At 65.3% G+C, this 25,212-nt stretch carries 22 protein-coding genes, 1 tRNA gene and 1 pseudogene; 10 read left to right on the top strand and 14 right to left on the bottom strand.

Annotated features, from left to right (window positions below; all coding sequences use genetic code 11):
* Positions 1 to 133 precede the first annotated feature (133 nt).
* Positions 134 to 1,270 carry an MFS transporter gene (locus SRAH_RS00215; RefSeq protein ID WP_232840952.1) on the bottom strand — a complete coding sequence of 379 codons (1,137 nt, stop codon included), beginning with the start codon at positions 1,268 to 1,270 and terminating at the stop codon, positions 134 to 136.
* A 39-nt stretch (positions 1,271 to 1,309) separates the two neighbouring features.
* Here SRAH_RS00215 and SRAH_RS00210 point away from each other — a divergent pair.
* From SRAH_RS00210 to SRAH_RS00180, 7 genes and pseudogenes are all read left to right on the top strand, one after another.
* Positions 1,310 to 3,382, top strand: a pseudogene (locus tag SRAH_RS00210) (nitrate reductase subunit alpha); the annotation flags it as partial.
* Between the two features lie 30 nt (positions 3,383 to 3,412).
* Positions 3,413 to 4,945, top strand: coding sequence for a nitrate reductase subunit beta (gene narH / locus SRAH_RS00205; RefSeq protein ID WP_029461349.1), 1,533 nt, complete (start codon positions 3,413 to 3,415; stop codon positions 4,943 to 4,945).
* 1 nt (position 4,946) lies between these two features.
* Positions 4,947 to 5,672 (top strand): nitrate reductase molybdenum cofactor assembly chaperone, encoded by a 726-nt coding sequence (gene narJ / locus SRAH_RS00200; protein ID WP_076606938.1) that lies wholly within the window; start codon positions 4,947 to 4,949, stop codon positions 5,670 to 5,672.
* Positions 5,669 to 6,388 (top strand): respiratory nitrate reductase subunit gamma, encoded by a 720-nt coding sequence (narI, locus tag SRAH_RS00195; protein ID WP_029461347.1) that lies wholly within the window; start codon positions 5,669 to 5,671, stop codon positions 6,386 to 6,388. The genes narJ and narI overlap by 4 nt, the downstream gene beginning before the upstream one ends.
* Before the next feature lie 92 nt (positions 6,389 to 6,480).
* Positions 6,481 to 7,341 (top strand): peptidylprolyl isomerase, encoded by an 861-nt coding sequence (locus tag SRAH_RS00190; protein ID WP_029461346.1) that lies wholly within the window; start codon positions 6,481 to 6,483, stop codon positions 7,339 to 7,341.
* A gap of 126 nt (positions 7,342 to 7,467) precedes the next feature.
* Complete coding sequence (locus SRAH_RS00185; RefSeq protein WP_045475553.1) at positions 7,468 to 8,721, top strand: NAD(P)H-dependent flavin oxidoreductase; 1,254 nt, start codon at positions 7,468 to 7,470, stop codon at positions 8,719 to 8,721.
* Entirely contained in the window at positions 8,718 to 11,210 is a 2,493-nt protein-coding gene (locus SRAH_RS00180; protein ID WP_029461344.1) for an adenosylcobalamin-dependent ribonucleoside-diphosphate reductase, read from the top strand. The genes SRAH_RS00185 and SRAH_RS00180 overlap by 4 nt, the downstream gene beginning before the upstream one ends.
* A gap of 17 nt (positions 11,211 to 11,227) precedes the next feature.
* On the opposite strand, the gene SRAH_RS00175 is transcribed toward SRAH_RS00180, so the two are convergent.
* The 4 genes from SRAH_RS00175 to SRAH_RS00160 all read right to left on the bottom strand — a co-directional run bounded on the left by SRAH_RS00175 (position 11,228) and on the right by SRAH_RS00160 (position 16,303).
* Positions 11,228 to 12,229, bottom strand: a complete 1,002-nt coding sequence (locus SRAH_RS00175) for a sodium-dependent bicarbonate transport family permease (protein WP_029461343.1) — start codon at positions 12,227 to 12,229, stop codon at positions 11,228 to 11,230.
* 126 nt (positions 12,230 to 12,355) lie between these two features.
* Positions 12,356 to 13,402 carry a dihydroorotase gene (pyrC, locus tag SRAH_RS00170; protein WP_029461342.1) on the bottom strand — a complete coding sequence of 349 codons (1,047 nt, stop codon included), beginning with the start codon at positions 13,400 to 13,402 and terminating at the stop codon, positions 12,356 to 12,358.
* Positions 13,399 to 14,343, bottom strand: coding sequence for a LysR substrate-binding domain-containing protein (locus SRAH_RS00165; protein ID WP_029461341.1), 945 nt, complete (start codon positions 14,341 to 14,343; stop codon positions 13,399 to 13,401). Before SRAH_RS00165 ends, pyrC begins: the two co-directional genes overlap by 4 nt.
* On the bottom strand, positions 14,324 to 16,303 hold the full coding sequence (locus tag SRAH_RS00160; protein WP_045475550.1) for an ABCB family ABC transporter ATP-binding protein/permease: 1,980 nt from the start codon (positions 16,301 to 16,303) through the stop codon (positions 14,324 to 14,326). The genes SRAH_RS00165 and SRAH_RS00160 overlap by 20 nt, the downstream gene beginning before the upstream one ends.
* Before the next feature lie 318 nt (positions 16,304 to 16,621).
* On the opposite strand from SRAH_RS00160, the gene SRAH_RS00155 reads away from it, so the two are divergent.
* From SRAH_RS00155 to SRAH_RS00145, 3 genes are all read left to right on the top strand, one after another.
* Positions 16,622 to 17,752, top strand: coding sequence for a 3-deoxy-7-phosphoheptulonate synthase (locus SRAH_RS00155; protein ID WP_029461339.1), 1,131 nt, complete (start codon positions 16,622 to 16,624; stop codon positions 17,750 to 17,752).
* Between the two features lie 46 nt (positions 17,753 to 17,798).
* Complete coding sequence (locus SRAH_RS00150) at positions 17,799 to 18,743, top strand: class I SAM-dependent methyltransferase (protein WP_045475562.1); 945 nt, start codon at positions 17,799 to 17,801, stop codon at positions 18,741 to 18,743.
* A gap of 197 nt (positions 18,744 to 18,940) precedes the next feature.
* On the top strand, positions 18,941 to 20,086 hold the full coding sequence (locus tag SRAH_RS00145) for a pyridoxal-phosphate-dependent aminotransferase family protein (protein ID WP_029461337.1): 1,146 nt from the start codon (positions 18,941 to 18,943) through the stop codon (positions 20,084 to 20,086).
* 80 nt (positions 20,087 to 20,166) lie between these two features.
* On the opposite strand, the gene SRAH_RS00140 is transcribed toward SRAH_RS00145, so the two are convergent.
* From SRAH_RS00140 to secY, 9 genes are all read right to left on the bottom strand, one after another.
* Positions 20,167 to 20,243: transfer RNA gene (locus tag SRAH_RS00140), tRNA-Met, on the bottom strand.
* A 23-nt stretch (positions 20,244 to 20,266) separates the two neighbouring features.
* The gene (gene rplQ / locus SRAH_RS00135; protein ID WP_029461336.1) at positions 20,267 to 20,674 is read right to left on the bottom strand and encodes a 50S ribosomal protein L17; all 408 of its coding nucleotides are present in this window, start codon (positions 20,672 to 20,674) and stop codon (positions 20,267 to 20,269) included.
* A gap of 96 nt (positions 20,675 to 20,770) precedes the next feature.
* Complete coding sequence (locus SRAH_RS00130) at positions 20,771 to 21,757, bottom strand: DNA-directed RNA polymerase subunit alpha (RefSeq protein ID WP_029461335.1); 987 nt, start codon at positions 21,755 to 21,757, stop codon at positions 20,771 to 20,773.
* Positions 21,758 to 21,871: 114 nt separating this feature from the next.
* The gene (gene rpsD / locus SRAH_RS00125; RefSeq protein WP_029461334.1) at positions 21,872 to 22,495 is read right to left on the bottom strand and encodes a 30S ribosomal protein S4; all 624 of its coding nucleotides are present in this window, start codon (positions 22,493 to 22,495) and stop codon (positions 21,872 to 21,874) included.
* 212 nt (positions 22,496 to 22,707) lie between these two features.
* Positions 22,708 to 23,112 (bottom strand): 30S ribosomal protein S11, encoded by a 405-nt coding sequence (gene rpsK, locus SRAH_RS00120; RefSeq protein ID WP_029461333.1) that lies wholly within the window; start codon positions 23,110 to 23,112, stop codon positions 22,708 to 22,710.
* Positions 23,113 to 23,133: 21 nt separating this feature from the next.
* Positions 23,134 to 23,499: a 30S ribosomal protein S13 gene (gene rpsM / locus SRAH_RS00115; RefSeq protein ID WP_029461332.1), complete on the bottom strand. Its 366-nt coding sequence runs from the start codon at positions 23,497 to 23,499 to the stop codon at positions 23,134 to 23,136.
* 18 nt (positions 23,500 to 23,517) lie between these two features.
* A complete protein-coding gene (gene rpmJ / locus SRAH_RS11815; protein ID WP_072242940.1) occupies positions 23,518 to 23,631 on the bottom strand; it encodes a 50S ribosomal protein L36 in 114 nt (37 codons plus the stop codon).
* A 31-nt stretch (positions 23,632 to 23,662) separates the two neighbouring features.
* The gene (gene infA / locus SRAH_RS00110; protein ID WP_029461331.1) at positions 23,663 to 23,881 is read right to left on the bottom strand and encodes a translation initiation factor IF-1; all 219 of its coding nucleotides are present in this window, start codon (positions 23,879 to 23,881) and stop codon (positions 23,663 to 23,665) included.
* 1 nt (position 23,882) lies between these two features.
* Positions 23,883 to 25,202: a preprotein translocase subunit SecY gene (gene secY / locus SRAH_RS00105; protein WP_029461330.1), complete on the bottom strand. Its 1,320-nt coding sequence runs from the start codon at positions 25,200 to 25,202 to the stop codon at positions 23,883 to 23,885.
* Positions 25,203 to 25,212: the final 10 nt, after the last annotated feature.

The following is a 25,212-nucleotide window of genomic DNA, read 5'->3' as shown; positions in this document are numbered from 1 at the left end:
CTCTGGCCATGAACAAAGGAGAGCGCCTTGAGTCTATATGATCATCCGGGATGCGACACTTAGACGGGCAGCACCGGGCGCAGCCTTTGCGGCCACGCCGGATGCAGACCCATGGGAGTGTAAACGGACGCCTTCAGGCAGCGGCTCGGGTCGGTGGCACAGGTGCCATGCCCGGCCGCTTGAGGTGCTCCTGCCCGCTCTTGGGCACCAAGAAGAAGGCCAGCACCAGGGCCACAGTGGCAGTGGCCGCAGCGCTCAGGAAGGCCATGTCGTAACTGCCGGTGTTGGTGCGCACCATGCCGCCCACCATGGGCCCAAAGAAGCCCCCGCCGCCGAATCCGATCAGAAATATCAGCCCATAGATGCGCGCCACATAAGTGGCGCCAAAGAAGGCCGTGGTCAGGATCGGGTTGAGGGCCAGCGTGCCGCCGAAAGCAAAACCGGTCAGGCCGGCAGCCACAAACATCATGGTCGGTGTGGCGGCTATGCTCAGCGTTAGCATGGCCGCGATCATGAGGCAGATCACGATCATGTAGGCGTTGCGTATGCCGATGATGTCGGAAATGGCGCCCCACGACGGGCGCCCGGCGCCGTTGAAGATGGCCATGGTCATCACCACCAAGGCGGCTGCGGCGGCAACCATGCCGATGCCAGCCGGCTGGGCGTCGCGGGCAAAGGCCGCCAGTTGCGAAACCGCCATCAGGCCACCGAAAATGCTCAAAAAGAACATCGCGCCGGTGAGCCACATCTGCGGTGTGCGGGCGGCTTCGGCAAAGGTCAGATCGTTCGGGTTAACGGCCACCTCGTCTTTGCCCCGAGCAGCGGCGGCGGCTTCATCGTTCATGGGCTCCCAGCCCTTGCCGGGCACGAAGTGCCAATCGGCAGGCGGAAAGCGAAGAATGGTGGAAATGATCAACAACACCACGGCAAACACCGCCCCGGTCCACATATAGGTTTCGCGCCAGCCTATGGCTGCGATGCTGGCGGTCCAGACTGGACCCGCCACCGCCGCTCCCAAGCCAAAGCCCAGCACCGCAAACCCGATCGCCGTGCCCTTTTTGTCTGGAAACCAGCGCGAACTCACGGCCACCGTGGCCGCCGTGTAGGTCAGGCCCAAGCCGATGCCACCGACCACCCCAAAGGTCAGGACCAAACCGGTGACGGTATCAATCTGCGCCGACAGAATTTGCGAGGTGGCCAAGAACGCCGCCCCGACGAGGAACACGATCTTTGGACCGTATTTGTCTACGAAATAACCGCCGATGAACATCAGCAGCCCGAACACGAGCATGGCGGTGGAGAAGGCCGTATGTGCGGCTGCATCGGCCAAAGCGGCGGCGGCTGGGCCCACTACGTGGGGCAGGAAAAGCTGCGCCCGCAGTCGGGCTGGATTCCGCTGGCCTTCGCCACCGACTGGGCGCGCCCGCCGCGCCAGCAAAACTCCACCTCCTTCTTCTACGCCCACACCGACCAGTGGCGCTACGAGCAGGTTGGCGTGGGCGACATCCTCTCGCCGCTGGCCGATCACAAGGCCTACGGTGGCAGCCTGATCGACTACAACGTGCGCGCCGAGCGCATGGGCTGGCTGCCCAGCGCACCGCAGCTCAAGACCAACCCCCTGCAAGTGGTGCGCGACGCCCAGGCCGCTGGCCTGGACCCGAAGGACTACGCCGTGCAGGCGCTCAAAGACGGCCGCTTGCAAATGAGCTGCGAAGACCCGGATGCGCCGCAGAACTGGCCGCGCAACCTGTTCGTCTGGCGCTCCAACCTGCTCGGCTCCTCGGGCAAGGGGCATGAGTACTTCCTCAAGCACCTGCTGGGCACGCAAAACGGGGTGCAAGGCAAAGATTTGGGCGCGGCCGATGCCAAACCCACCGAAGTGGCCTGGCACGCCCAAGCGCCCGAGGGCAAGCTCGATTTGCTGGTGACGCTGGACTTTCGCATGAGCACCACCTGCCTGTACTCCGATGTGGTGCTGCCCACGGCAAGCTGGTACGAGAAAAACGACCTCAACACCAGCGACATGCACCCCTTCATCCACCCGCTCTCGGTGGCGGTGGACCCGGTGTGGCAGAGCCGCTCCGACTGGGAAATCTACAAAGGGCTGGCCAAAGCCTTCAGCGAAGTCTGCCGCGGCCACCTCGGGGTAGAAAAAGAGTTGGTGCTGACACCGCTGATGCACGACACCCCGGCCGAGCTGGCGCAGCCCTTCGATGTCAAGGAGTGGAAAAAAGGCGAGTGCGATCTCATCCCAGGCAAAACCGCGCCGCAGATGACCGTGGTCGAGCGCGACTACCCCAACCTGCACAAGCGCTTCACCGCCTTGGGGCCGCTGATGAACAAGCTGGGCAATGGCGGGAAGGGTATGGCCTGGAAGACCGAGACCGAAGTCACGCAACTGGGCGAGCTCAACGGCCTGACCCTAGAAGAAGGCCCGACCAAGGGCATGCCGCGCATCGTCAGCGACATCGACGCCTGCGAAGTGATTTTGCTACTGGCGCCCGAGACCAACGGCCACGTTGCCGTCAAGGCTTGGGAGGCGCTGAGCAAAGTCACCGGGCGCGAGCACGCGCACCTGGCGCTGCACCGCGAGGACGAAAAAATCCGCTTTCGCGACTGCCAAGCGCAGCCGCGCAAGATCATCTCCTCGCCGATCTGGTCTGGGTTGGAGTCGGAGAAAGTCTCGTACAACGCCGGCTACACCAACGTACACGAACTCATTCCATGGCGCACCCTCACCGGCCGCCAGCAGTTCTACCAAGATCACCCTTGGATGCGCGCCTTCGGCGAGGGGCTTTCGAGCTACCGGCCACCGGTGGACCTCAACACCACCGCCGCCATCCACAACCTCAAGCCCAATGGCAACAAGGAGATCTTGCTCAACTTCATCACCCCGCACCAGAAGTGGGGCATCCACAGCACCTACTCCGACAACCTGATGATGCTCACCCTCAACCGCGGCGGGCCGGTGATCTGGCTGTCGGAAGACGACGCCAAATCGGCCGGGATCGAGGACAACGACTGGGTCGAGCTGTTCAACGTCAACGGCGCCATTTCGGCGCGTGCCGTGGTCAGCCAGCGCGTCAACCAAGGCATGGTGATGATGTACCACGCGCAGGAAAAGATCATCAACGCGCCAGGCTCGGAAATCACCGGCCACCGCGGCGGCATCCACAACTCGGTCACGCGCGCCGTCACCAAGCCCACGCACATGATCGGCGGCTACGCGCAACTGAGCTACGGCTTCAACTACTACGGCACCATCGGCACCAACCGCGACGAGTTCGTGGTGGTGCGCAAGATGCACAAGGTCGATTGGCTCGACACCCCGCGCGACGATCAACTCGCCCGCGCCTTCCAGTCGCAGGGTGAGAACCCCTGAGCCCGGCCCACCGAAACGAGGAGCAATGCAATGAAAATACGCGCACAGATTGGCATGGTCCTGAACCTGGACAAATGCATCGGCTGCCACACCTGCTCGGTGACGTGCAAGAACGTCTGGACCAATCGCCCCGGCGTCGAGTACGCCTGGTTCAACAACGTCGAGACCAAACCCGGCATCGGCTACCCCAAGGAGTGGGAAAACCAAGAGCGCTGGAACGGCGGCTGGACGCGCTCGGCCGACGGCGGCATCGTGCCCAAACAGGGCGGGCGCTGGTCGCTGCTGATGCGCCTGTTTGCCAACCCCAACCTGCCCGAGATCGACGACTACTACGAGCCCTTCACCTTCGACTACGAGCACCTGCACACGGCGCCCGAGATGAAGACCGCCCCCACGGCACGGCCGCGCTCGCTCATCACCGGCCAGCGCATGGAAAAAATCGTCTGGGGCCCGAACTGGGAAGAAATTCTCGGCGGCGAGTTCTCCAAGCGCAGCAAAGACCCCAACCTCAACAACTTCGAGGCGGCGCAAAAAGCGATGGTGGGTGAGTTTGAAAACACCTTCATGATGTACCTGCCGCGCCTGTGCGAGCACTGCCTCAACCCCACCTGCGTGGCCAGTTGCCCCTCGGGCAGCATCTACAAGCGCGAGGAAGACGGCATCGTGCTGGTGGACCAGGACAAATGCAGGGGCTGGCGCATGTGCGTTTCGGGCTGCCCGTACAAGAAAATTTACTACAACTGGAAGAGCGGCAAGGCCGAGAAGTGCATCTTCTGCTACCCACGCATCGAAGCCGGGCAGCCCACGGTGTGCTCCGAGACCTGCGTCGGGCGCATCCGCTACCTCGGGGTGCTGCTGTACGACGCCGACCGCATCGAGCAAGCCGCCAGCGTGGCGCGCGAGACCGACCTCTACCAGGCCCAGCTCGACCTGTTCCTCGACCCCAACGACCCGAAGGTGATCGCGCAAGCGCTGCGCGACGGCGTGCCGCAGTCCTGGCTGGACGCCGCCCAAGTGAGCCCGGTCTGGAAAATGGCGATGGACTGGAAAGTGGCGCTGCCGCTGCACCCCGAGTACCGCACCCTGCCCATGGTCTGGTACATCCCTCCGCTGTCACCCATCAGCGCGGCGGCCAACTCCGGGCAGCTCAACCTCAACGGCATCATCCCCGACGTGAGCCAGTTGCGCATTCCGGTCAAGTACCTGGCCAACCTGCTCACGGCGGGCGACACCTTCCCAGTGGTCAAGGCGCTGGAGCGCATGCTGGCCATGCGCGCCTACCAGCGCGCCAAGCACGTGGAAGGGGTGGTGAACCAGGAGGTGCTCGATCAGGTGGGCCTGAGCAGCGCGCAGGTCGAGGAGATGTACCGCTACATGGCGATTGCCAATTACGAAGACCGCTTCGTGATCCCGAGCACGCACCGCGAGTACGCCGAAAACGCCTACAACCTGCGCGGCGGCTGCGGCTTTAGCTTCGGCAACGGCTGCTCCGAGGGCGTGAGCGAAACCAGCCTCTTTGGTGCCGAGAAAAAGCGCACCATCCCGATCAAGGTGGAGGCCTGAAATGAACGCACCCCTACGCTCGCCCTGCACGCTGTCCCCCACCACCATGAGCCTGTCGCTGCGGGTGCTCTCGCACCTGTTGCGCTACCCCGATGCGGCGCTTCGCATCCACCTGCCCGAGCTGGGTCCGGTGCTGCATGGCGAGGCGGCGCTCCCGGCCATGCGCCTGGCCGAGCTCGATCGGTTTTTGCAGCGCCTGCAGCAGACACCGGGCCTGACGCTGGAGGCCGAGTACGTGGAGCTGTTCGACCGCGGCCGTGGCACCGCGCTGCACCTGTTCGAGCACGTACACGGCGACAGCCGCGACCGCGGCCCGGCCATGGTGGACCTGATCCAGACCTACGAAAAGGCCGGCCTCTACCTGGGCCCAGACGAACTGCCCGACCAGTTGCCGGTGCTGCTGGAGTTCGCCTCCACCCAGCCGGCGCAGCAGGCGCGCGAGCTGCTGGGCGAAGTGGCGCACATCGTGCGCGTCATTTACAGCGCCCTGCTCAAGCGCCGCAGCGACTACGCCTGCGTGCTGGCCGCCGTGCTGGAACTGGCGGGCGAAAAGGCCGAGCCGGTGCCGGTCGCCGCCGAGCCCGACCTGGATGAAACCTGGGCCGAACCGGCCGCCTTCGACGGCTGCTCCAGCACCGGCCAGGACCGTGCGGACCAGCCACAACCGATCCGCTTCGTGAAGAAACCCACCGCCTCCCATCCCTTGCATCAAGGAGCGCAGACATGAACTCGCTGCACAACTTCCTCTTTGGCTACTTTCCCTACATCTGCCTCACGGTGTTTCTGCTCGGCAGCCTGCTGCGCTACGACCGCGACCAGTACACCTGGAAGACCGATTCCTCGCAAATGCTGCGCACCGGGCAGCTGCGCTGGGGCAGCAACCTGTTTCACATCGGCATTCTGGTGATCTTCTTCGGCCACGCGGTTGGTTTGCTGATGCCTTCGTTCATCTATGAAACCTTCATGAGCGCGGCCGACAAGAAGCTGATGGCGATCAGCGTCGGTGGCTTGGCCGGTGTGATGGGCCTGATCGGCCTGAGCCTGCTGCTGCAGCGGCGCTTGGGCGACGCGCGCATCCGCGCCGCCAGCAAGCCCGGCGACATCATCCTGCTCTGGCTGCTGTGGGCGCAGTTCGCGCTCGGTCTGGCCACGATCCCGTTCTCGATCCAGTACCACCTCGACGGCAGCAAAATGGTGCAACTCTCGTCTTGGGCGCAGCACATCGTCACCTTGCGCGCCGGTGCCCCTGAGCTGCTGGTGGGGGTGGACTGGCTCACCAAGGCGCACCTGCTGCTGGGCATGAGCCTGTTTCTGATCTTCCCCTTCACCCGGCTGGTACACGTCTGGAGCGGTTTTGGCACCTTGGCTTATTTGAGCCGGCCCTACCAGCTGGTGCGCAGCCGCCGCCTAGGGCTGCCCGATCGCGGCAACGCGCCACGCTAAGCGCCCTACACCCACCCCGGCGGCGCTCCAAACCGCCGCCCCCACCTTCTAAAGGAAGCACCCATCGCGCTGGCGCGGCCGGGTGTCTGCGTATGAACCACTCAAATCTCGAACCGCAAAGCGGCTGTGGCGGCCTAGGCGGCTGCGGCTGCCAGTGCAGCACCGCCGCTGCGCCCGCCCCAGCTCCGGTGGCCCGCATCAACGGCGTGGCGCTGCACCGCTCAGGCGAAGCGCTGCCGCAGCCCGCCCTGCTGGAGCGCGCCTACGCCGAGCTGCTGCGCCAGCAGGCCGTGCAGCTGGGCCTGCTGCCGGCCCTCGTGGGCGAGTTGGCCCCGGCGCCCGATGCCGCCCAACTGCAGGCCATCGAGGCCATGCTCGACGCCGAGCTGCACATCCCCGAGCCCACGCGCTCGGAGTGTGAGCGCTTTTACGAGGCCAACCGGCCGCGCTTTGTGGTCGGGCAGGCCATGCACGTGCGCCACATTCTGTTTGCCGTCACACCCGGGGTTGACGTGCATGCGCTGGCCCAGCGCGCCGAGCAGGCGCTGCTGGAGCTGTCGCGCACCGAGGTGGCTCCGCAGCGCTTCGAGGCGCTGGCGCGCGAGCTCTCCAACTGCCCCACGGGGGCACAAGGCGGCAACTTGGGCTGGATCGGCCCCGAGGACTGCGCCCCGGAACTGGCCAACGAACTGTTCTTCCAGACCGACCAGCTCGGCGGCATGGGCCTGCACCCGCGCCTGGTGCACACGCGCTTTGGTTTTCACATCATCGAAGTGCTGGGCAAGCGCAAAGGGCGCACGCTCGACTTTGACGAGGCGCAACCGCGCATTGCAGAGCAATTGCGCCAGCGCGCACGCGCCACCGCGCTGCGCCAGTACCTGCAGCTGCTGGCCGGTGCAGCGCACATCGAAGGCATCGAGATCGAAGCCGCGGCTACGCCGTTGGTGCAGTAATATCGAGGCAACGACAGCGTGCGGTGGTCACCGCCCCATTCAAGGCCAGCCGGTATCGCGCTGCGTTTGGGTGGCTCGGCGGTGCCTTGCCATCAGCTTTCCCACCATGCGGCCCGGAGTTTCTTGATGAGTCTGCTGAATCACATCCCATCCGTTTCGAGCTGGCTCGCCGGCAGCGGCCTGCAACCCCTGGTTCTGGCCGGCCGCACCCTGTTGCCGGTGGTGCAAGGCGGCATGGGGGTGGGGGTGTCGGCCTCGGGCCTGGCCGGCAGCGTGGCCGCGCTCGGGGCGGTGGGCACCCTGTCCTCGGTCGATTTGCGCCGCCACCACCCGGACCTGATGCAGCAGACCGAGCACCTGGACGTGAAAGACCCCAAATCGCGCGGCCTCATCGACGCCGCCAACCTGGAGGCGCTGCGGCGCGAAATCCGCCAAGCGCGCGCACGCGCCCAAGGCCAGGGCCTGCTGGCCCTCAATGTGATGAAGGCCATCAGCGCCTACGTGGCGCATGTGCGCGAGGCGCTGGCCTGCGGCATCGACGCGCTGGTGGCGGGGGCCGGCCTGCCGCTGGACTTGCCCGAGATGGCGCAAGACCACCCCCACACCGCGCTCATCCCCATCCTTTCAGACGCGCGCGGGGTGCAGGTGCTGGTGCGCAAATGGGAGAAAAAAGGCCGCCTGCCCGATGCCATCGTGATCGAGCACCCGCGCTGGGCCGGTGGGCACCTGGGCGCGGCCAAGGTGGAAGACCTGCGCGACCCGCGCTTCGATTTCGAGCAGGTGCTGCCGGCGGTGCGCGCCTTTTTGCGCTCGGCCGGGATCGAGCGCGCCCTGCCCCTGATCGCCGCCGGTGGCGTCTATGACCGTGCCGACATCCTGCGCCTGCAAGGGCTGGGGGCGGACGCGGTGCAATTGGGCACCGCCTTTGCCGTGACGCAAGAGTGCGACGCCGCGCTCAGCTTCAAGCAGATTTTGGCGCGGGCGCGGCCACGCGATCTGGCCGAGTTCATCAGCGTGGCCGGCCTGCCCGCGCGCGGGGTGCGCAACCACTGGCTGGCCAAATACCTGCGCGTCGAGCCCAAGCTCAAGGCGGTGGCGCACGCCAAAGGCTATTGCAACATGGGCTTTGACTGCCTGACCCACTGCGGCCTGCGCGACGGCAAGGCCGATATGGGACAATTCTGCATCGACCAACAGCTCGGCCATGCGCTCGAAGGCGACAGCCAGCGCGGCCTGTACTTTCGCGGCGCCGGTCCCCTGCCCTTTGGCGACCAGATTCGCCCGGTGCTGGACCTCATGCGCTGGCTGATCGAAGGCGTGCGCGAAGGCGTACCCAACGACCCCAAAGCCGCGTGGCAGAGCGAACTCAATCCAACATGAACCACCCCCGCGAGCTGCCTGCCAATCTGGCCCTAATCGAACTCCCGCCACAACCCATCAGCCTCGACGTGCTGCGCGAAAAATACCTCAAGGGCGAGGAGCGCAGCGCCGACGATCTGTTCGACCGCTTGGCGCGCGCGCTGGCCAGCGTAGAAGCGCCCGAGCAGCGCGCCCAATGGGAAGCGCGCTTCAGGCGCAACCTGGCCGCCGGGGCCATTGGGGCCGGGCGCATCATGAGCGCGGCTGGCAGCGGCATCCAGGCCACCCTCATCAACTGCTTTGTGCAGCCGGTGGGCGACTGCATCCAAGGCGAGGACGACGCCGGCTTTCCCGGCATCTACGAGGCGCTGCGCGAAGCCGCCGAAACCATGCGCCGCGGTGGCGGCGTGGGCTACGATTTTTCCCGCATCCGACCCAAGGGCGCGCGCGTCAAGGGCACCGCCTCCACCGCCAGCGGGCCATGCAGCTACATCAATGTGTTCGACCAGTCCTGCGCCACCGTCGAGAGCGCTGGGGCGCGCCGGGGCGCCCAGATGGGGGTGTTGCGCATCGACCACCCCGATGTGCTCGAATTCATCACCGCCAAGCGCAGCCCTGGGCGCTGGAACAATTTCAACGTCTCGGTGGCGGTGAGCGATGCCTTCATCGACGCCGTGCAGCACGACCGCGAGTGGGAGCTGGTGCACCCGGCGCACCCCGGTGCCGAGCACATCGCCGCCGGGGCGCAGCAGCGCGCCGATGGGCAGTGGGTCTATCAGCGCACGCGCGCGCGCACGCTCTGGGACGCCATCATGCGCTCGGCCTACGACTTTGCCGAACCCGGCATTTTGTTCCTGGACCAAATCCAGCGCGACAACAACCTGCGTGCGCTCGAAACCATTGCGGCCACCAACCCTTGCGGCGAGCAACCGCTGCCGCCCTACGGCTGCTGCGACCTCGGGCCGGTGATCCTACCGCGCTTCGTGCACCACCCCTTCAACCACGGCGGCGCGGCGGCGTTCGACTTCGCCGCTTTTGCCGACAGCGTGGCGCTGCAGGTGCGCGCGCTCGACAACGTGCTCGAACTCACCCACTGGCCGCTGCCGCAGCAGCACCGCGAGTCGCAAGCCAAGCGGCGCATCGGCGTGGGCTTTACCGGCTTGGGCGACACGCTGGTGCTGCTCGGCCTGCGCTACGACAGCGCCGCCGGGCGCGAAATGGCGCGGCGCATCGCCGAGTGCATGCGCGACGCCGCCTACCGCGCCTCGGTCGAGCTGGCGCGCGAAAAAGGCGCCTTCCCGCTCTTTGAGGCCGACAGCTACCTAGAGGCCGGCACCTTCGCCAGCCGCCTGCCGCCCGAGTTGCAGGCCAGCATCCGTGCCCACGGCATCCGCAACAGCCATCTGCTGTCGATCGCGCCCACCGGCACCGTCAGCCTGGCTTTTGCCGACAACGCCTCCAACGGCATCGAACCGGCCTTTTCCTGGACGTATCTGCGCAAAAAGCGCGAAGCCGACGGCAGCCGCAGCCAGTACGAGGTGCAAGACCACGCCTGGCGGCTGTATCGTGCCTTGGGCCACGACGTCAGCAATCTGCCCGACTACTTCGTGAGCGCGCTCGAGATGAGCGCCCACGAGCACATCGCCATGATGGAGGCGGTGCAGCCCTATGTGGACACCGCCATTTCCAAAACCGTCAACGTGGCGGCCGATTACCCCTACGAAGATTTCAAAGACCTCTACCTGCAAGCCTGGCGTGCCGGCCTCAAGGGGCTGGCCACCTACCGGCCCAACAGCATCTTGGGCGCGGTGCTGGAAACCATGCCGGAGGCGGCGGCGCCCGCTGCGGCTGCTGCGCCCAGCCCGAGCCATTCGAACGGCAGCAGCCCGGCCCCAGACCCGATGCGCAGCGTGATCGAGAGCCGCCCCAAAGGCGCGCTCGACGCGGTGGCCGAAAAAATCGAATACTGGACCCACGAGGGCCACAAGCGGGTCTATCTGATCGTCTCCTTTTTGCCACTGCCCCGGCCCGACGGCCCCGGCCATGTGGAGCGCGCGATCGAGTTCTTCATGCCGGTGGGGCAATACGGCGAGTCGCAGCAGTGGATCACGGCCAGCATGCGGCTGCTGTCGCTGGCGGCGCGCGGCGGCTTCTTGGAGCGGGCGCTGAGCGACATGCGCAAAGTGGCCTGGGACCGTGGCCCGGTGCGCCACGGCCACAAGGTCAAGGAAGACGGCACCCAGGTGCCGCTGTGGCACGACTCGGAAGTGGCGGCCATCGCCTACGCGATCCAGAACATTCTGGCGCTGCGCGCCCAGCGCGCGCTCAGCGCGGACCAGCTCAGCCTGGGCCTGCCCGAGCCCGATCCGGCCCCGGCCGCTCCCGCTGCGGTGCTCGGCCCGGGCCTGATGGCCGGCAAAAAATGCCCCGAGTGCGGCGCCCACGCCATGATCCGCCGCGACGGCTGCGACTACTGCACCGCCTGCGGACACGTGGGGGTGTGCGGCTGATCCCTTCAGCCCCTCCCTCAGCCCATCACCTGCTGCGCCATGAAGGTGTAGAGCGGGATGCCGATCAGGATGTTGATCGGGAAGGTGATGCCCAGGCTCAGGCCGAAGTAGAGCGCCGGGTTGGCCTCGGGGATGGCGTAGCGCAACACCGCGGGCACCACGATGTAGGAGGCGCTGGCCGAGAGGATCATGAGCATGACCGTGTCACCCAGCCCCAACCCGAGCAGCCACGCCAGCCCGAGTGCGATGCTGGCGTGTGCCACTGGCCCTAGGCTGGCGTAGCCGATCAGCACCAGCGGGGCCTTGCGCGCCTGCTGGAAATTGCGGGCCACCATCAGCCCCATGTCGAGCAAAAAGAAGGCCAACATGCCTTTGAACAGGTCGCCCGAGAAAGGCTTCATCATCGCCTCGCCGGCGCTGCCGCTCAAGAAGCCAATTGCCAGCGAGCCGAGCAGCAGCAGGTGCGCGCCGTCGGTGAAGGATTCGTGCAGGATTTTGCCCAGTGGCGGCACACCGGCTGCGGCGTACTGGGTTGCGCCGCCGGCTACCGCCGCCCCGCCTTGCTGCGCCACGGCATGGCGCGCCGCGCTGGCCAGCAACACCGCCATGATGATGGCGGGCGACTCCATGATCACCAGCGCCACCATCATGTGGCCGCCAAAGTCGACCCCAATGCTTTTGAGGTACTGGGTGCCGGCCACGAAGGTGACGGCGCTCACCGAGCCGTAGGAGGCCGCTACGGCCGCGGCGTCGAAGCGCGAGACGCGGTTTTTGAGCAGCGCATAGCCCAGCGTGGGCACCAGAAAAGCCATCAACACCGCCGCCCCCAGCGCCGCAGCCGTGGCATAGGTCAAGCCTGTGGCCGCCATGGCGAAGCCACCCTTGAGCCCGATCGCCATCAGCAGATAGAGCGAGAGGAATTTGGAAATGGCCGGCGGGATTTCGAGGTTGGAGCGTATCAGCCCAACAAAAACGCCAAAAACAAAGAACAGGATGGCCGGGTCCAGCAGGTTTTGCATGATAGGTGCGGCTGCAGTTAAGTAAAACCGCAGCGTAACCCGGCCTTGCGTTCAGGTAAATTCAAAAATCAAGCGGCATGGATTTGTGTTTTTCTTAAGCTTGGCGATCCGATCCGCTGTATGGCCCTAGACCATGCGCCAGCCCAGCGCCTCACCGGCGCGCAGGGGCTTGAGGTCGGCCTGCCCGAAAGGGTAGCGCTCGGGCACAGTCCAGCTCTGGCGCTGCAGCGTGACGGTGCTGGCGTTGCGCGGCAGGCCGTAAAAATCGGCCCCGAAGAAGCTGGCAAAGCCTTCCAGCTTATCGAGCGCACCAACGGACTCAAAGGCTTCGGCATAGAGCTCGAGCGCGGCGTGCGCGGTGTAGCAGCCGGCGCAGCCGCTGGCGTGCTCTTTGAGCAACACCGCGTGCGGGGCGCTGTCGGTGCCGAGGAAGAATTTGGGGTTGCCGCTGGTGGCGGCTTCAAGCAGGGCCAGGCGGTGCGTCTCGCGCTTGAGCACGGGCAGGCAGTAGTAGTGCGGCCGCAAGCCGCCGGTAAAGAGGGCGTTGCGGTTGTAGAGCAGGTGGTGCGCGGTGATGGTGGCGGCCACGTGGGCTGGGGCGGCGCTCACGAACTCGACCGCCTCGCGCGTGGTGATGTGCTCCAGCACCACTTTCAGGCGCGGGTAGCGCGCCACGATGGGCGCTAGGTGCCGGTCGATAAAGACGCGCTCGCGGTCGTACACATCCACCGCCGGGTCGGTGACTTCGCCGTGCAGCAGCAGCGGCAGCCCGACTTCTTCCATGGCGGCAAAGACTTCGTGGCAGCGCTCGAAGTCGCTCACGCCGTAGGCCGAGTTGGTGGTGGCGCCGGCCAAAAAGGCTTCGCCCACCCCATGCACGATGCCGCTGGCCTGGGCGCGCACGATCTCATCCGGCGTGGTGTGGTCGGTGAGGTAGAGCGTCATCAGGGGCTGGAAATCCGATCCCGGCGGCAGCGCAGCCAAAATGCGCTCGCGGTAGGCGCTGGCGTCGTCGAGCGTGCGCACCGGCGGGTTGAGGTTGGGCATGATCATGGCGCGCGCAAATTGCGCCGCCGTGTGCCCGAGCACGGCTTGCAGGGCGGCGCCGTCGCGCACGTGCAGGTGCCAGTCGTCGGGGCGGGTGATTGTGAGGGTGTGTGGGAGGTCGCTCATGGTGTCCGGATTGTCGCATTCTGCGCCACCCGCTCCCATACCTTGCGCGCCAGCGCCTTGCCTTTGAGCGCCCCTGTGCCGGCACCCGGGCGCTCGCGGTAAAGGCGGATATCGAGCGTGGCGCACAGCGTTTCGTCGGCTCCGTGGGCCGGCACCAGCCGGCCGTCGCGCAGCGCACGGCCCACCGAGCGCCTCGGCAAAAAAGCCACGCCATGGCCTTCGATGGCCATCGCCTTCAAGCTCTCCGACATATCGGTCTCGAAAATGGGCTGCAAGGGCACCGCCGGCTCGACCTGGCGCAGCGTCCAGTCCACCACGCGGCGCAGGTAGGCCCCGCTGGCGTAGGCCAGAAAGGGCACCGGCTGTGTGGCGGCGGCGTCGAGGCGGTGCAGCGGCTGGCCGACGGCATCGGCGCGTGCGCACGGCACCAATTCTTCTTGCCCCAGCGCCAGCCACTCGAAGCGCGCCGCATCGAGCGCAATCGGGTGCGCCGGGTGGTGGTAGGTCATGAGCAGGTCGCAGTGCCCTTCTTGCAGGCGCAGCACGGCGTCGTGGACGTTGGAGGCATACAAGCGGCTTTTGATCGGCCCCAGGCTGCTGCGCAGGCCCGTAAGCCAGGGCGGGTAGAAGGTGAAGGCCAGCGTGTGCGGCACCGCGATGTCGAGCGTGTCGGGTTCGGCTGGGCCGTGGCCGCGCAGCAGGGCGCGGGTGCTGTGCAGCTGTTGCAACGATTCGAGTGCCTGCTCGTACAGGGTCTGGCCAGCGGGGGTGAGGCGCGTGGGGTAGGCGCTGCGGTCCACCAAGTCGGTGCCGGCCCAGGCTTCGAGCGACTGGATGCGGCGCGAAAAAGCCGGCTGCGTGACGTGGCGCAGCTGCGCCGAGCGGCTGAAGCTGCGCGTTTCGGCCAGGCTGACGAAGTCTTCAAGCCATTTGGTGTCCATGCTCGGCTCCGGGGGCGCTGGCCCCATTGTGCTGCAAGGCCCACATCTGCGCGTAGCGGCCGCCTGCCGCCAGCAACTCGGCGTGGCCGCCGCGCTCGACGATCTGGCCCTGGTCCAGCACCAAAATTTGATGCGCATCGACCACGGTCGAGAGCCGGTGCGCAATCACCAGCGTGGTCTTGTTGCGCGCCACGCTGCCCAGTTCGGCCTGGATGGCGCGCTCGTTGGCCGAGTCCAGCGCCGAGGTGGCTTCGTCGAAGATCAGGATCGGCGGGTCTTTGAGCAGGGTGCGGGCGATGGCCACGCGCTGCTTCTCGCCACCCGAGAGCTTGAGGCCGCGTTCGCCGACCCGCGTCTGGTAGCCCTGCGGCAACCCGGTGATGAAGTCGTGGATGTGCGCGGCTTGCGCGGCCTGCCGCGCCGCCTCGGGTCCGGCCTCGGGGCGGCCGTAGCGGATGTTGTATTCGATGCTGTCGTTGAACAGCACCGTGTCTTGCGGCACAATGCCGATGGCGCGGCGCAGGCTGGCTTGGGTGTAGTGGCGCAGGTCTTGCCCGTCGAGGGTGATGCGCCCGCCAGACTCTGCCGCTTGGCCCGGCTGCCCCACATCGTAAAAGCGGTACAGCAGCCGCGCCAGCGTCGATTTGCCCGCCCCCGATGGGCCGACCACCGCCACCGTCTGCCCGGCCGGGATGGTAAAGCTCAGGCCGCGCAAAATCTCGCGCTCGCTCTCGTAGCCAAAGTGCACGTTTTCGAAGCGGATTTCGGGGGCGTGCGCCAAGCGCAGCTCGACCGCGTCGGGCCGGTCGGCGATCTCGCGCTGGCTGTCGAGCAGTTCGAACATGCGCTCCAAATCGATCAGGCCCTGACGGATTTCGCGGTACAGCACGCCCAAGAAATTGAGCGGGATGTAGAGCTGGATCATGAAGGCGTTGATCATCACCAGGTCGCCCAGCGTCATGCGCCCAGCCAGCACGCCTTCGGTGGCGCGCCACAGCATGGCCACCAGCGCCACCGCGATGATGAGCTGCTGCCCGGCGTTGAGCAGCGAGAGGGTGGATTGGGTGCGCAGGCGCGCGTGGCGCAGCCCTTCCAGCGCCTGGTCGTAGCGCTGCGCCTCGAAGGCTTCGTTGCCAAAGTATTTGACGGTCTCGTAATTAAGCAGCGAGTCGATGGCGCGGCTCTGGCTGAGCGATTCGGCCTCGTTCATGTGGCGGCGCAGCTCCATGCGCCACTGGGTCACGCGCACCGTAAAAAACACGTACAGCACCAAGGCAGCCAGCGTGATCCAGACGAACCAGAGGTCGAACTTCAAACCCAGCAGCAGCAGCACCAGCGTGACTTCCAAGATGGTGGGCACGATGCTGTAGAGCAGGTAGGAAATGAGCGACTGCACGCCGCGCACGCCGCGCTCGATGTCGCGCGTGAGGCCCCCGGTTTGGCGCTGCAAGTGAAAGCGCAGGCTCAAATCGTGCAGATGGCCAAACACCTGCAAGGCGATGGCGCGTGTGGCGCCCTCGGTGGCCTTGGCAAACACGAGCTCGCGCAGCTCGGTAAAGAGCGAGTTGCAAAACCGCAGCGCGCCGTAGGCCAGCAGCAGCCCCAGCGGCAGCACCACCAGCGCGACCCCGGCTTCGGGCAGGCCGATGCGGTTGGGGCCGCCGGGCGGGGCCAGGGTGTCCACCAGCTCTTTGAGCAGCAGCGGCACCGAGACCGTGGCCAGCTTGGCCGCCACCATAAAGGCCAGCGCCGCCGCCACGCGCCAGCGGTACTGCCACAGGTAGGGCAGCAGGCGGCGCAGCGCCGACCAGTCGGCCTGGCGTTCGGGGCTGGGGGCTGGCCGAGCGGCCGCATGGGCCGTTGCCGCCGCGGGGTTCGCCCCTTCGGGGGCGTGAGGGTTGGAGCCGGAGCCGGAGGAGCTAAGGGGCGCGGCGGCCGTATCTGGGGGGCTGGGTCTCATTAGGGTTGACACTCTACCCGCTTTGTGGGCCAGCCTGTGGGGCGCAGGGTGCGGGCAGCGGGGCCGCGGCTGGTTTTGCGCTGCGGCGCCCAGCTTGGCTGCAAATGTGCTACATTGTCAGCCATGCAAGCAGCCTGCTTTTATTTTGCCCGCTTTTGGTTCTCACGCGTCACCCGACGGCAGAGAGCGATGAGTGTGGCCCCCTAAAACAGGCCGCAGGCGCCCAAAGAACCGTCGGAACCCTCCGGCGGTTTTTTTTTGCCCCTGCCGCAAGCATGCGCCCCTTTTTTGCCCAGCCCAACTTTTTGGAGTTAGACCATGAGCACCGCCGCCCCCGCCGACTACTGGCACACGCACCCGATCGACCGCACCAGTCAGACCGACGACCAACGCATCGAGGACATCACCGTGCTGCCGCCTCCCGAACACCTGATCCGCTTTTTCCCGATCCGGGGCACGGCGGTGGAGCAACTCATTGGCCAGACCCGGCGCAACATCCACCGCATCTTGCAAGGGCAGGACGACCGGCTGCTGGTGGTGATCGGGCCGTGCTCGATCCACGACCCAGCCGCCGCACTGGACTACGCGCGCCGCCTGCAGCCGCTGCGCGAGCAGCACCGCGACACGCTGGAAATCGTGATGCGGGTCTATTTCGAAAAACCGCGCACCACCGTGGGCTGGAAGGGCCTGATCAACGACCCCTACCTCGACGGCAGCTTTCGCATCGACGAGGGGCTGCGCATTGCGCGCCAGTTGCTGATAGAGATCAACCGGCTCGGTTTGCCGGCGGGCAGCGAGTTCCTGGACGTGATCAGCCCGCAGTACATCGGCGACCTGATCAGTTGGGGTGCCATCGGTGCCCGCACCACCGAAAGCCAGGTGCACCGCGAGCTGGCCTCGGGCCTGAGTGCGCCGATCGGCTTCAAAAATGGCACCGACGGCAACATCCGCATCGCCAGCGACGCGATTTTGGCGGCGGCGCGCGGGCACCACTTTTTGTCGGTGCACAAAAACGGCCAGGTGGCGATCGTGCAGACCAAGGGCAACCCGGACTGCCACCTGATTCTGCGCGGCGGCAAACACCCCAACTACGACGCCGCCAGCGTGACCTCCGCCTGCGCCGAGCTGCAAGCGGCGCAAATCCATGCGCGCCTGATGGTGGACTGCAGCCACGCCAACAGCAGCAAGCAGCACCAGCGCCAGATCGAGGTGGCGGCCGACATCGGGGGCCAGATCGCCGCCGGCTCGCGCCACATCATGGGCGTCATGGTCGAGAGCCACCTCAAAGCCGGCGCGCAAAAATTTACGCCCGGCAAAGACTCGGTGCAGGCGCTCGAATACGGCCAGAGCATCACCGATGCCTGCATCAACTGGGACGATACGCAGCAGGTGCTGCAGGGTCTGGCGGATGCAGTGGCGGCGCGGCGCGCGCTGGGCCAGCCCGCTTGAAGCGTTCAAGCACACACCCAGCCCCACGCCTGATCGCCGCCATACCATGCCCACCAAACCCTCGCCCCCCGCCTTGGCCGACCTCGATCTGCACCCCGGCCAGTCGCTGGCGCTGCTGCAAGAGCTGCACATCCTGACGCGCGAGGGCCGCATCAACCAGGACAGCCGGCGCAAGCTCAAGCAGGTCAAGCACCTGCTGCAATTCATCGAGCCGCTGTTGCAGCAGGCGCTGCAGCAGCGCGGTGACGTGACGCTGGTGGACCACGGGGCGGGCAAGTCCTACCTGGGTTTTATGCTCTACGACCGGTTTTTGCAGGGGCGCAGCGCGGGCCGGGTGATCGGCATTGAGGCCCGCGCCGAACTGGTGCAGCGCGCCCAAGCGCTGGCGCAGCGGCTGGGTTTTGCGCGCATGGAATTCGTGGCCGCCACGGTGCAGCAGGCGCTGGATCACCCCGCGCTGGCGCTGCGGCCCGATCTGGTGACGGCGCTGCACGCCTGCGACACCGCCACCGACGACGCCATCGCCTTTGCGCTGGCGCGCCAGGCGCAGCACGTGCTGCTGGTGCCCTGCTGCCAGGCCGAGGTGGCGGCGGCCTTGCGCCGCCACAAATCCCTGCAAGGGGCGCAGCCGTCGGGAGCGCCTGCACACGAGACCGCGCACGAGACCGCTGACGAACCCGCGCCGGAGCCAGCGGGAGGCCGCCCGGCGCCAGCGCCGCTCTCGGCGCTGTGGCAGCGCCCGCTGCACACGCGCGAGTTTGGCAGCCACATCACCAATGTGCTGCGCTGCCTGCAACTGGAGGCGCACGGCTACGCCGTCACCGTGACCGAGCTGGTGGGCTGGGAGCACTCGATGAAAAACGAGCTGATTGTGGCGCGCAAGGTCGGCGCGCCGCAGCCGCGCGCACGCCAGCGCCTGCTGGAGCTGCTGCACACCCTGGGCCTGCCCGAGTTGCAGCAGCGCTTTGCGCCGCCGCCCGACGCGACCTGAAGGCGCCAGCACCACCAGCCGCGAGGACGCTTGGGCACCCCGCCGCTTGGCAACTTGTGTGCTGCGGCGCGGGCGGGGCGCCGGTGCGGCTGCACCAGCCGTGCTAAGCTGGCGCCGGTGGTGCGCGCAGCCGCGGCTTGCGCGCCATGCGCCACCCCATGCGCCACCTAGCTTCACAACCCACACCAGCCCCCACCATGCCAGCCCTCCTGCCCCAAGTGGACCCCGACGGACTGCTCGAATTCTCGGTCGTCTACACCGACCGCGCCCTCAACCACATGTCGCAGCGCTTTCGGCACGTGATGTGCGACATCTCTGGCGTGCTGAAAGCGGTCTATCGCGGCCATGCCACGGCGCTGGTGCCCGGCAGCGGCACCTTTGGCATGGAGGCGGTGGCGCGTCAGTTCGCCCAGGGCCAGAAGGTGCTGGTGCTGCGCAACGGCTGGTTCAGCTACCGCTGGTCGCAGATTTTCGAGATGGGCGCCATCCCCGCACAGGAGCATGTGCTCAAGGCGCGGCGCGTAAGCGACGCCCCCGATGCCCCTTGGGTGCCATGCCCGCTGGACCAGGTGCTGGAGGCCATCGCGCGCGAGCGCCCGGCCGTGGTGTTTGCCCCGCACGTAGAAACCGCTGCCGGCATGCTGCTGCCCGACGCCTACTTGCAAGCCGTGGGCCAAGCGGTGCACCAGGTGGGCGGCCTGTTTGTGCTCGATTGCATCGCATCCGGTGCGGTGTGGGTCGATATGCCGGCTTGCGAAGTGGATGTGCTCATCAGCGCGCCACAAAAAGGCTGGAGCAGCTCGCCCGCCTGCGCCATGGTGGTGCTGAGCGAGCGCGTGCGCCAGGCCATCGAGGCCACGCGCAGCTCCAGCTTTGCCTGCGACCTCAAAAAATGGCTGCACGTGATGGAGGCCTACGAAAAAGGCGGCCACACCTACCACAGCACCATGCCGACCGACGCCTTGGTGCGCTTGCGCGACGCCATGTTCGAAACGCGCAGCCACGGTTTTGATTGGGTGCGCCAGCAGCAGTTCGAGCTCGGCCGGCTGGTGCGCGCATCGTTCGAGCGCCGCGGCCTGCGCAGCGTGGCCGCCGAGGGCTTCCAAGCCCCTGGGGTGGTGGTGAGCCACACCCGCGACCCGGAGCTGCAAAACAGCAAAAAATTCCTCGCGCTCGGGCTGCAAACCGCCGCCGGGGTGCCGCTGATGTGCGACGAGCCGGCCGACTGGAGCACCTTTCGCATCGGTCTGTTTGGGCTCGACAAGCTGCTGCACCCGCAGCGCAGCGTGGCGCACCTGGAAGCGGCTTTGGATGCCTTGGGCCTGCAGCCACGCCCAGCCTAAGCACGCCCAATCCCACCCCATGGCCCGTGCTTGACAGCATGAAAAAAGCCTGGTGCCGCTACAGCACCAAGCTTTTTAATTGGTTGCGGAGGCAAGATTTGAACTTGCGACCTTTGGGTTATGAGCCCAACGAGCTACCAGGCTGCTCCACTCCGCGTCAAGACCGCTATTGTAGCACGCTTACTGGGTTTTGTCAGCAGCGGCCGAATCTTCTTGGGCTTGCACCGCGTCGCCGCGGTCAACCAACTCGATCAGTGCCATGGGGGCGTTGTCACCCACGCGGAAACCGGTTTTCAGGATGCGCGTGTAGCCACCCGGGCGGACGTTAAAGCGCGGGCCAAGCACGTCAAACAGTTTAACCACCACGTCGCGGTCGCGCAGGCGGTCAAAGGCCAAGCGGCGGTTGGCCACAGTAGCCACTTTGGCCAAGGTGATCATGGGTTCGACCACGCGGCGCAATTCCTTGGCCTTGGGCAGCGTGGTTTGAATGGCCTCGTGCGTGAGCAGCGAGTTCATCATGTTGCGCAGCATCGCCAGCCGGTGGCTGGTGGTGCGGTTGAGTTTGCGAAGGCCGTGTCCGTGACGCATGGTGATTTCCTTTCTGATATGCCCGCAGCCGGATCAGGTACTGCGAGGGGTCATGGGCGATGAGGGGGTTGAGGGGATGAACCGCGGGCCAGCGGCTCAGTGCTTGTCCAGCCCGGCGGGCGGCCAGCTTTCCAGCTTCATGCCCAGCGTCAAGCCGCGCGAAGCCAGCACTTCCTTGATTTCGTTGAGCGACTTGCGACCCAGGTTGGGGGTTTTGAGCAGCTCGTTCTCGGTGCGCTGAATCAGGTCACCGATGTAGTAAATGTTCTCAGCCTTGAGGCAATTGGCCGAACGCACCGTGAGTTCAAGCTCGTCGACCGGACGCAACAAGATGGGATCGAACTGCTGCGCACTGCGGCTGGGCGTGGTGCCAAAGTCAAACGCCTCGGCGCCTTCGAGCTGCGAAAACACCTGCAACTGCTCGACCAAAATCTTGGCCGCGGCGCGCACCGCTTCCTCGGGTGCCACGGCACCGTTGGTTTCGATGTCGAGCACCAGCTTGTCCAGATCGGTGCGCTGCTCAACGCGGGCGTTCTCGACCGCATAACTGACACGCGTGACCGGCGAGAACGAGGCATCGAGCAAAATGCGTCCGATGGAACGCGTGCTGTCGTCGCCACGGCGCAGGTTGCCGGGCACGTAGCCGCGCCCTTTTTCAACCTTGATCTGCATATCGAGCTTGGCACCCGCGCTCAGCGTGGCAATGCAGTGCTGCGGATTCAGAATCTCTACGTCGTGCGGGGTCTGGATGTCGGCCGCTGTGACCAGACCCTCGACCTCTTTGCGCAAGCTCAGCGTCACCTCGTCGCGACCGTGCAGCTTGAACACCACCCCTTTGAGGTTGAGCAGCAGATTGACCGAGTCTTCCTGCACGCCCTCGATCGAAGAAAACTCGTGCAAGACCCCCGAAATCGTGACTTCGGTCAGGGCGTGCCCCACCATCGAAGACAGCAACACGCGGCGCAAGGCGTTACCCAGCGTATGGCCGTAGCCCCGCTCAAAGGGCTCGAGCGTGACCTCAGCCCGGTTGGGGGCGATTTGCTCGACTTGGATGTTCTTGGGTTTAAGCAGATTGTTCAGCATTCGGACTTCCTTCAATACCCTCGGCTCGTTACACCGATAAGGCTGCTGGAGCACAAAATCCAGACCGCCACCCGAGGGTGGCGAGCGGGCTCGTTTGGTTGCCTGTGCGCCCGCTTAACGCGAGTACAGTTCGACGATCAGCGATTCGTTGATGTCGGCGGCGAATTCGTCGCGGTCCGGGGTCTTCTTGAAGGTGCCTTCGGCTTTTTCAACCGCCACCTCGATCCAAGCCGGAAAGCCGATCTGCTTGGCCAGCTCGAGCGCCTCTTTGATGCGGTTTTGAGCGCGCGACTTTTCACGCACCGCCACCACATCGCCCGCTTTCACCAGCGCCGACGGAATGTTGCAGCTCTGGCCGTTGATCAAAATGGCCTTGTGCGAGACCAGTTGGCGCGCTTCGGCGCGGGTGGAGGCAAAGCCCATGCGAAACACCACGTTGTCGAGGCGCGATTCGAGCAGGCCCAGCAGGTTGGCGCCGGTGTTGCCACGGCGGCGGTCGGCTTCGGCGAAGTAGCGCCGGAACTGGCGCTCCAGCACCCCGTACATGCGCTTGACCTTTTGCTTTTCGCGCAGCTGCAAGCCAAAATCGGAGGTGCGCTGACCCGAAGTGCGGCCATGCTGACCGGGCTTGGAGTCGAATTTGGCTTTGTCGCTGATCGAGCGCCGCGCGCTCTTGAGCAACAGGTCGGTGCCTTCACGGCGTGAGAGTTTGGCCTTGGGGCCTAGGTAACGTGCCACGTGGATTTCCTTGAACGATCTGCCACCGACAGCTTTGCAGACTGTGGTGGGAGCCGGCCCCAATCAGGGCAGCGGCGGTGGGCTTAAAATGAAAATGCCACCGCAAACGCATTGCAGTGGCCCCTAAAACAGAGCCTGATATGCTAACACATTCCTTGGCCTGCAGTCAAGCGGACCACAGACCTTGAAAACGCGTCAAGCTCAAGCACCCATTAAATGCGGCGGCGCTTTTGTGGGCGGCAGCCGTTGTGCGGCACCGGGGTCACGTCAGCGATCGAGTTGATGCGGATCCCGAGGGCACCCAGCGCGCGCACCGAAGACTCGCGCCCTGGGCCGGGGCCCTTGATCTCGACATCGAGGTTTTTGATGCCCTGCTCGATGGCGGCACGGCCAGCCACCTCGGACGCCACCTGCGCGGCAAAGGGGGTCGATTTGCGCGAACCCTTGAAGCCTTGCCCACCCGACGAAGCCCAAGACAAGGAGTTGCCTTGGCGGTCGGTGATGGTGATGATGGTGTTGTTGAACGAGGCGTGCACGTGTGCAATGCCGTCGGAGATGTTCTTGCGAACCTTTTTGCGCACGCGTGCGGCGGCGTTGGAGGCTTGTGGCTTGGCCATGGCAGGTGTCCTTCTAGGGGATTATTTCTTCAGCGACTGGGCGGCCTTGCGGGGACCCTTGCGGGTGCGGGCGTTGGTCTTGGTGCGCTGACCGCGCACAGGCAAACCGCGGCGGTGGCGGAAACCGCGGTAGCAGCCGATGTCCATCAAACGCTTGATGTTCATCGTGGTTTCGCGACGCAAATCGCCCTCGATGGTGAAAGCGTTTACCGCTTCACGCACTTTTTCCAGCTCGGCGTCGCTCAGCTCTTTGATCTTTTTGGCGTAATCAATGCCGCAAGCCTCGCAGATCTGCCGCGCGCGGGTGCGCCCGATGCCAAAGATTGCCGTCAAGCCGATTTCGGCGTGCTTGTGCGGCGGAATGTTGATACCAGCAATACGTGCCATGATGGTCCTCTAATCGAATCAGCCTTGACGCTGTTTGTGTCGCGGATCGGTGCAGATGACACGCACCACTCCATGGCGACGGATGATTTTGCAGTTGCGGCACATTTTTTTGACCGAAGCCGAAACTCTCATGTCTTACTCCTGAACGTAAATCTCAAAAAACTCATTTGCTGCGAAACACGATGCGCGCACGCGTCAGGTCATAGGGCGTGAGCTCCACTTTGACCTTGTCACCAGGCAGGATGCGGATGTAGTGCATGCGCATCTTGCCCGAAATATGCCCGAGCACCACGTGGCCGTTTTCCAGTTTGACGCGGAAGGTGGCGTTGGGTAAATTCTCCACCACCTCACCCTGCATCTCAATCACATCGTCTTTGGACATATCAGACCCCGGGGGCGCCCTTGAAATTGGATTTCTTGAGCAACGACTCGTACTGCTCCGACATCATGTAGTTTTGCACCTGGGTCCAAAAGTCCATGGTGACAATGACGATGATCAGCAACGAGGTGCCCCCAAAATAGAACGGCACGTTGTAGTACAGGATCAGGAACTCGGGCAGCAGACACACCGCGGTGATGTAGAGCGCCCCGACCAGCGTCAGCCGCGCCAAGATTTTGTCGATGTGGCGCGCCGTCTGGTCGCCCGGCCGGATGCCCGGTATGAAGGCGCCGCTCTTCTTGAGGTTGTCTGCCGTCTCGCGGCTGTTGAATACCAGCGCGGTGTAGAAGAAACAAAAGAAGATGATCGCCGCCGCGTACAGGGCAATGTAGATCGGCTGCCCCGGTGAGAGGGCTCCGGCCAGATCGCGCAGCCACGCCGTTCCATCGCCGGTGCTGACCCAGCTCACCAAAGTGGCCGGCAGCAGAATGATGGACGAAGCAAAGATGGGCGGAATCACGCCAGCCATGTTGAGCTTGAGCGGCAGGTGCGAGGATTGCCCCCCGTAGACCTTGTTGCCCACTTGGCGGCGCGCGTAGTTGACCAGCACCTTGCGCTGGCCGCGCTCGACATAGACCACGAAGTAGGTGACGGCAACCACCAGCAACAGAATGAAGATGGCCGACAGAATGCCCATGGCACCGGTGCGCACCAACTCGGTCAGACCGCCCATGGCGCTCGGCAACCCGGCCACGATGCCGGCAAAGATCAGCATGGAAATGCCGTTGCCCACGCCGCGCTCGGTGATCTGCTCGCCCAGCCACATCAGGAACATGGTGCCCGCCACCAGGCTCACCACGGCGGTGAAGCGAAAGGCCCAGCCAGGATCGACCACCATGCCGGGCATGCCCTCAAGCGCCAGCGCGATGCCAAAGGACTGGAAAATCGCCAATGCCAGCGTGCTGTAGCGCGTGTACTGGGTGATCTTGCGTTTGCCGGCTTCGCCTTCCTTGCGCAGCGCAATCAGCGACGGCACCACGTAGGTCAGCAACTGGATGATGATCGCGGCCGAGATGTAGGGCATGATGCCCAGCGCAAACACCGCAAATCGCTGCAGCGAGCCACCCGTGAACATGTTGAACAGGTTCAGGATGTTGCCCGCTTGGCCCTGGAACAACTGCGCCAGTTGGTCGGGGTCGATGCCCGGCACTGGGATGTGCGCACCGATGCGATAAACGATCAGCGCGCCCAGCAAAAAGAACAGTCGCCGACGCAAATCGGCGTACTTTCCGGTTTTGGCTAGAGAGGCAGCGTTGTTGGCCACAGCTAGGTTC

Source organism: Serpentinimonas barnesii, from assembly GCF_000696225.1.
Classification (GTDB): Bacteria; Pseudomonadota; Gammaproteobacteria; order Burkholderiales; family Burkholderiaceae_C; genus Serpentinimonas; species Serpentinimonas barnesii.
The sequence above is the reverse complement of the archived record's forward strand: the minus strand, read 5'-3'. Positions and strand labels throughout refer to the sequence as shown.

Coding starts and splice junctions, on each gene's coding strand:
- SRAH_RS00215 (WP_232840952.1), bottom strand. CDS start 1,270: ATGTTCATCGGCGGTTATTTCGTAGACAAATACGGTCCAAAGATCGTG.
- narH (WP_029461349.1), top strand. CDS start 3,413: ATGAAAATACGCGCACAGATTGGCATGGTCCTGAACCTGGACAAATGC.
- narJ (WP_076606938.1), top strand. CDS start 4,947: ATGAACGCACCCCTACGCTCGCCCTGCACGCTGTCCCCCACCACCATG.
- narI (WP_029461347.1), top strand. CDS start 5,669: ATGAACTCGCTGCACAACTTCCTCTTTGGCTACTTTCCCTACATCTGC.
- SRAH_RS00190 (WP_029461346.1), top strand. CDS start 6,481: ATGAACCACTCAAATCTCGAACCGCAAAGCGGCTGTGGCGGCCTAGGC.
- SRAH_RS00185 (WP_045475553.1), top strand. CDS start 7,468: ATGAGTCTGCTGAATCACATCCCATCCGTTTCGAGCTGGCTCGCCGGC.
- SRAH_RS00180 (WP_029461344.1), top strand. CDS start 8,718: ATGAACCACCCCCGCGAGCTGCCTGCCAATCTGGCCCTAATCGAACTC.
- SRAH_RS00175 (WP_029461343.1), bottom strand. CDS start 12,229: ATGCAAAACCTGCTGGACCCGGCCATCCTGTTCTTTGTTTTTGGCGTT.
- pyrC (WP_029461342.1), bottom strand. CDS start 13,402: ATGAGCGACCTCCCACACACCCTCACAATCACCCGCCCCGACGACTGG.
- SRAH_RS00165 (WP_029461341.1), bottom strand. CDS start 14,343: ATGGACACCAAATGGCTTGAAGACTTCGTCAGCCTGGCCGAAACGCGC.
- SRAH_RS00160 (WP_045475550.1), bottom strand. CDS start 16,303: ATGAGACCCAGCCCCCCAGATACGGCCGCCGCGCCCCTTAGCTCCTCC.
- SRAH_RS00155 (WP_029461339.1), top strand. CDS start 16,622: ATGAGCACCGCCGCCCCCGCCGACTACTGGCACACGCACCCGATCGAC.
- SRAH_RS00150 (WP_045475562.1), top strand. CDS start 17,799: ATGCCCACCAAACCCTCGCCCCCCGCCTTGGCCGACCTCGATCTGCAC.
- SRAH_RS00145 (WP_029461337.1), top strand. CDS start 18,941: ATGCCAGCCCTCCTGCCCCAAGTGGACCCCGACGGACTGCTCGAATTC.
- rplQ (WP_029461336.1), bottom strand. CDS start 20,674: ATGCGTCACGGACACGGCCTTCGCAAACTCAACCGCACCACCAGCCAC.
- SRAH_RS00130 (WP_029461335.1), bottom strand. CDS start 21,757: ATGCTGAACAATCTGCTTAAACCCAAGAACATCCAAGTCGAGCAAATC.
- rpsK (WP_029461333.1), bottom strand. CDS start 23,112: ATGGCCAAGCCACAAGCCTCCAACGCCGCCGCACGCGTGCGCAAAAAG.
- rpsM (WP_029461332.1), bottom strand. CDS start 23,499: ATGGCACGTATTGCTGGTATCAACATTCCGCCGCACAAGCACGCCGAA.
- rpmJ (WP_072242940.1), bottom strand. CDS start 23,631: ATGAGAGTTTCGGCTTCGGTCAAAAAAATGTGCCGCAACTGCAAAATC.
- infA (WP_029461331.1), bottom strand. CDS start 23,881: ATGTCCAAAGACGATGTGATTGAGATGCAGGGTGAGGTGGTGGAGAAT.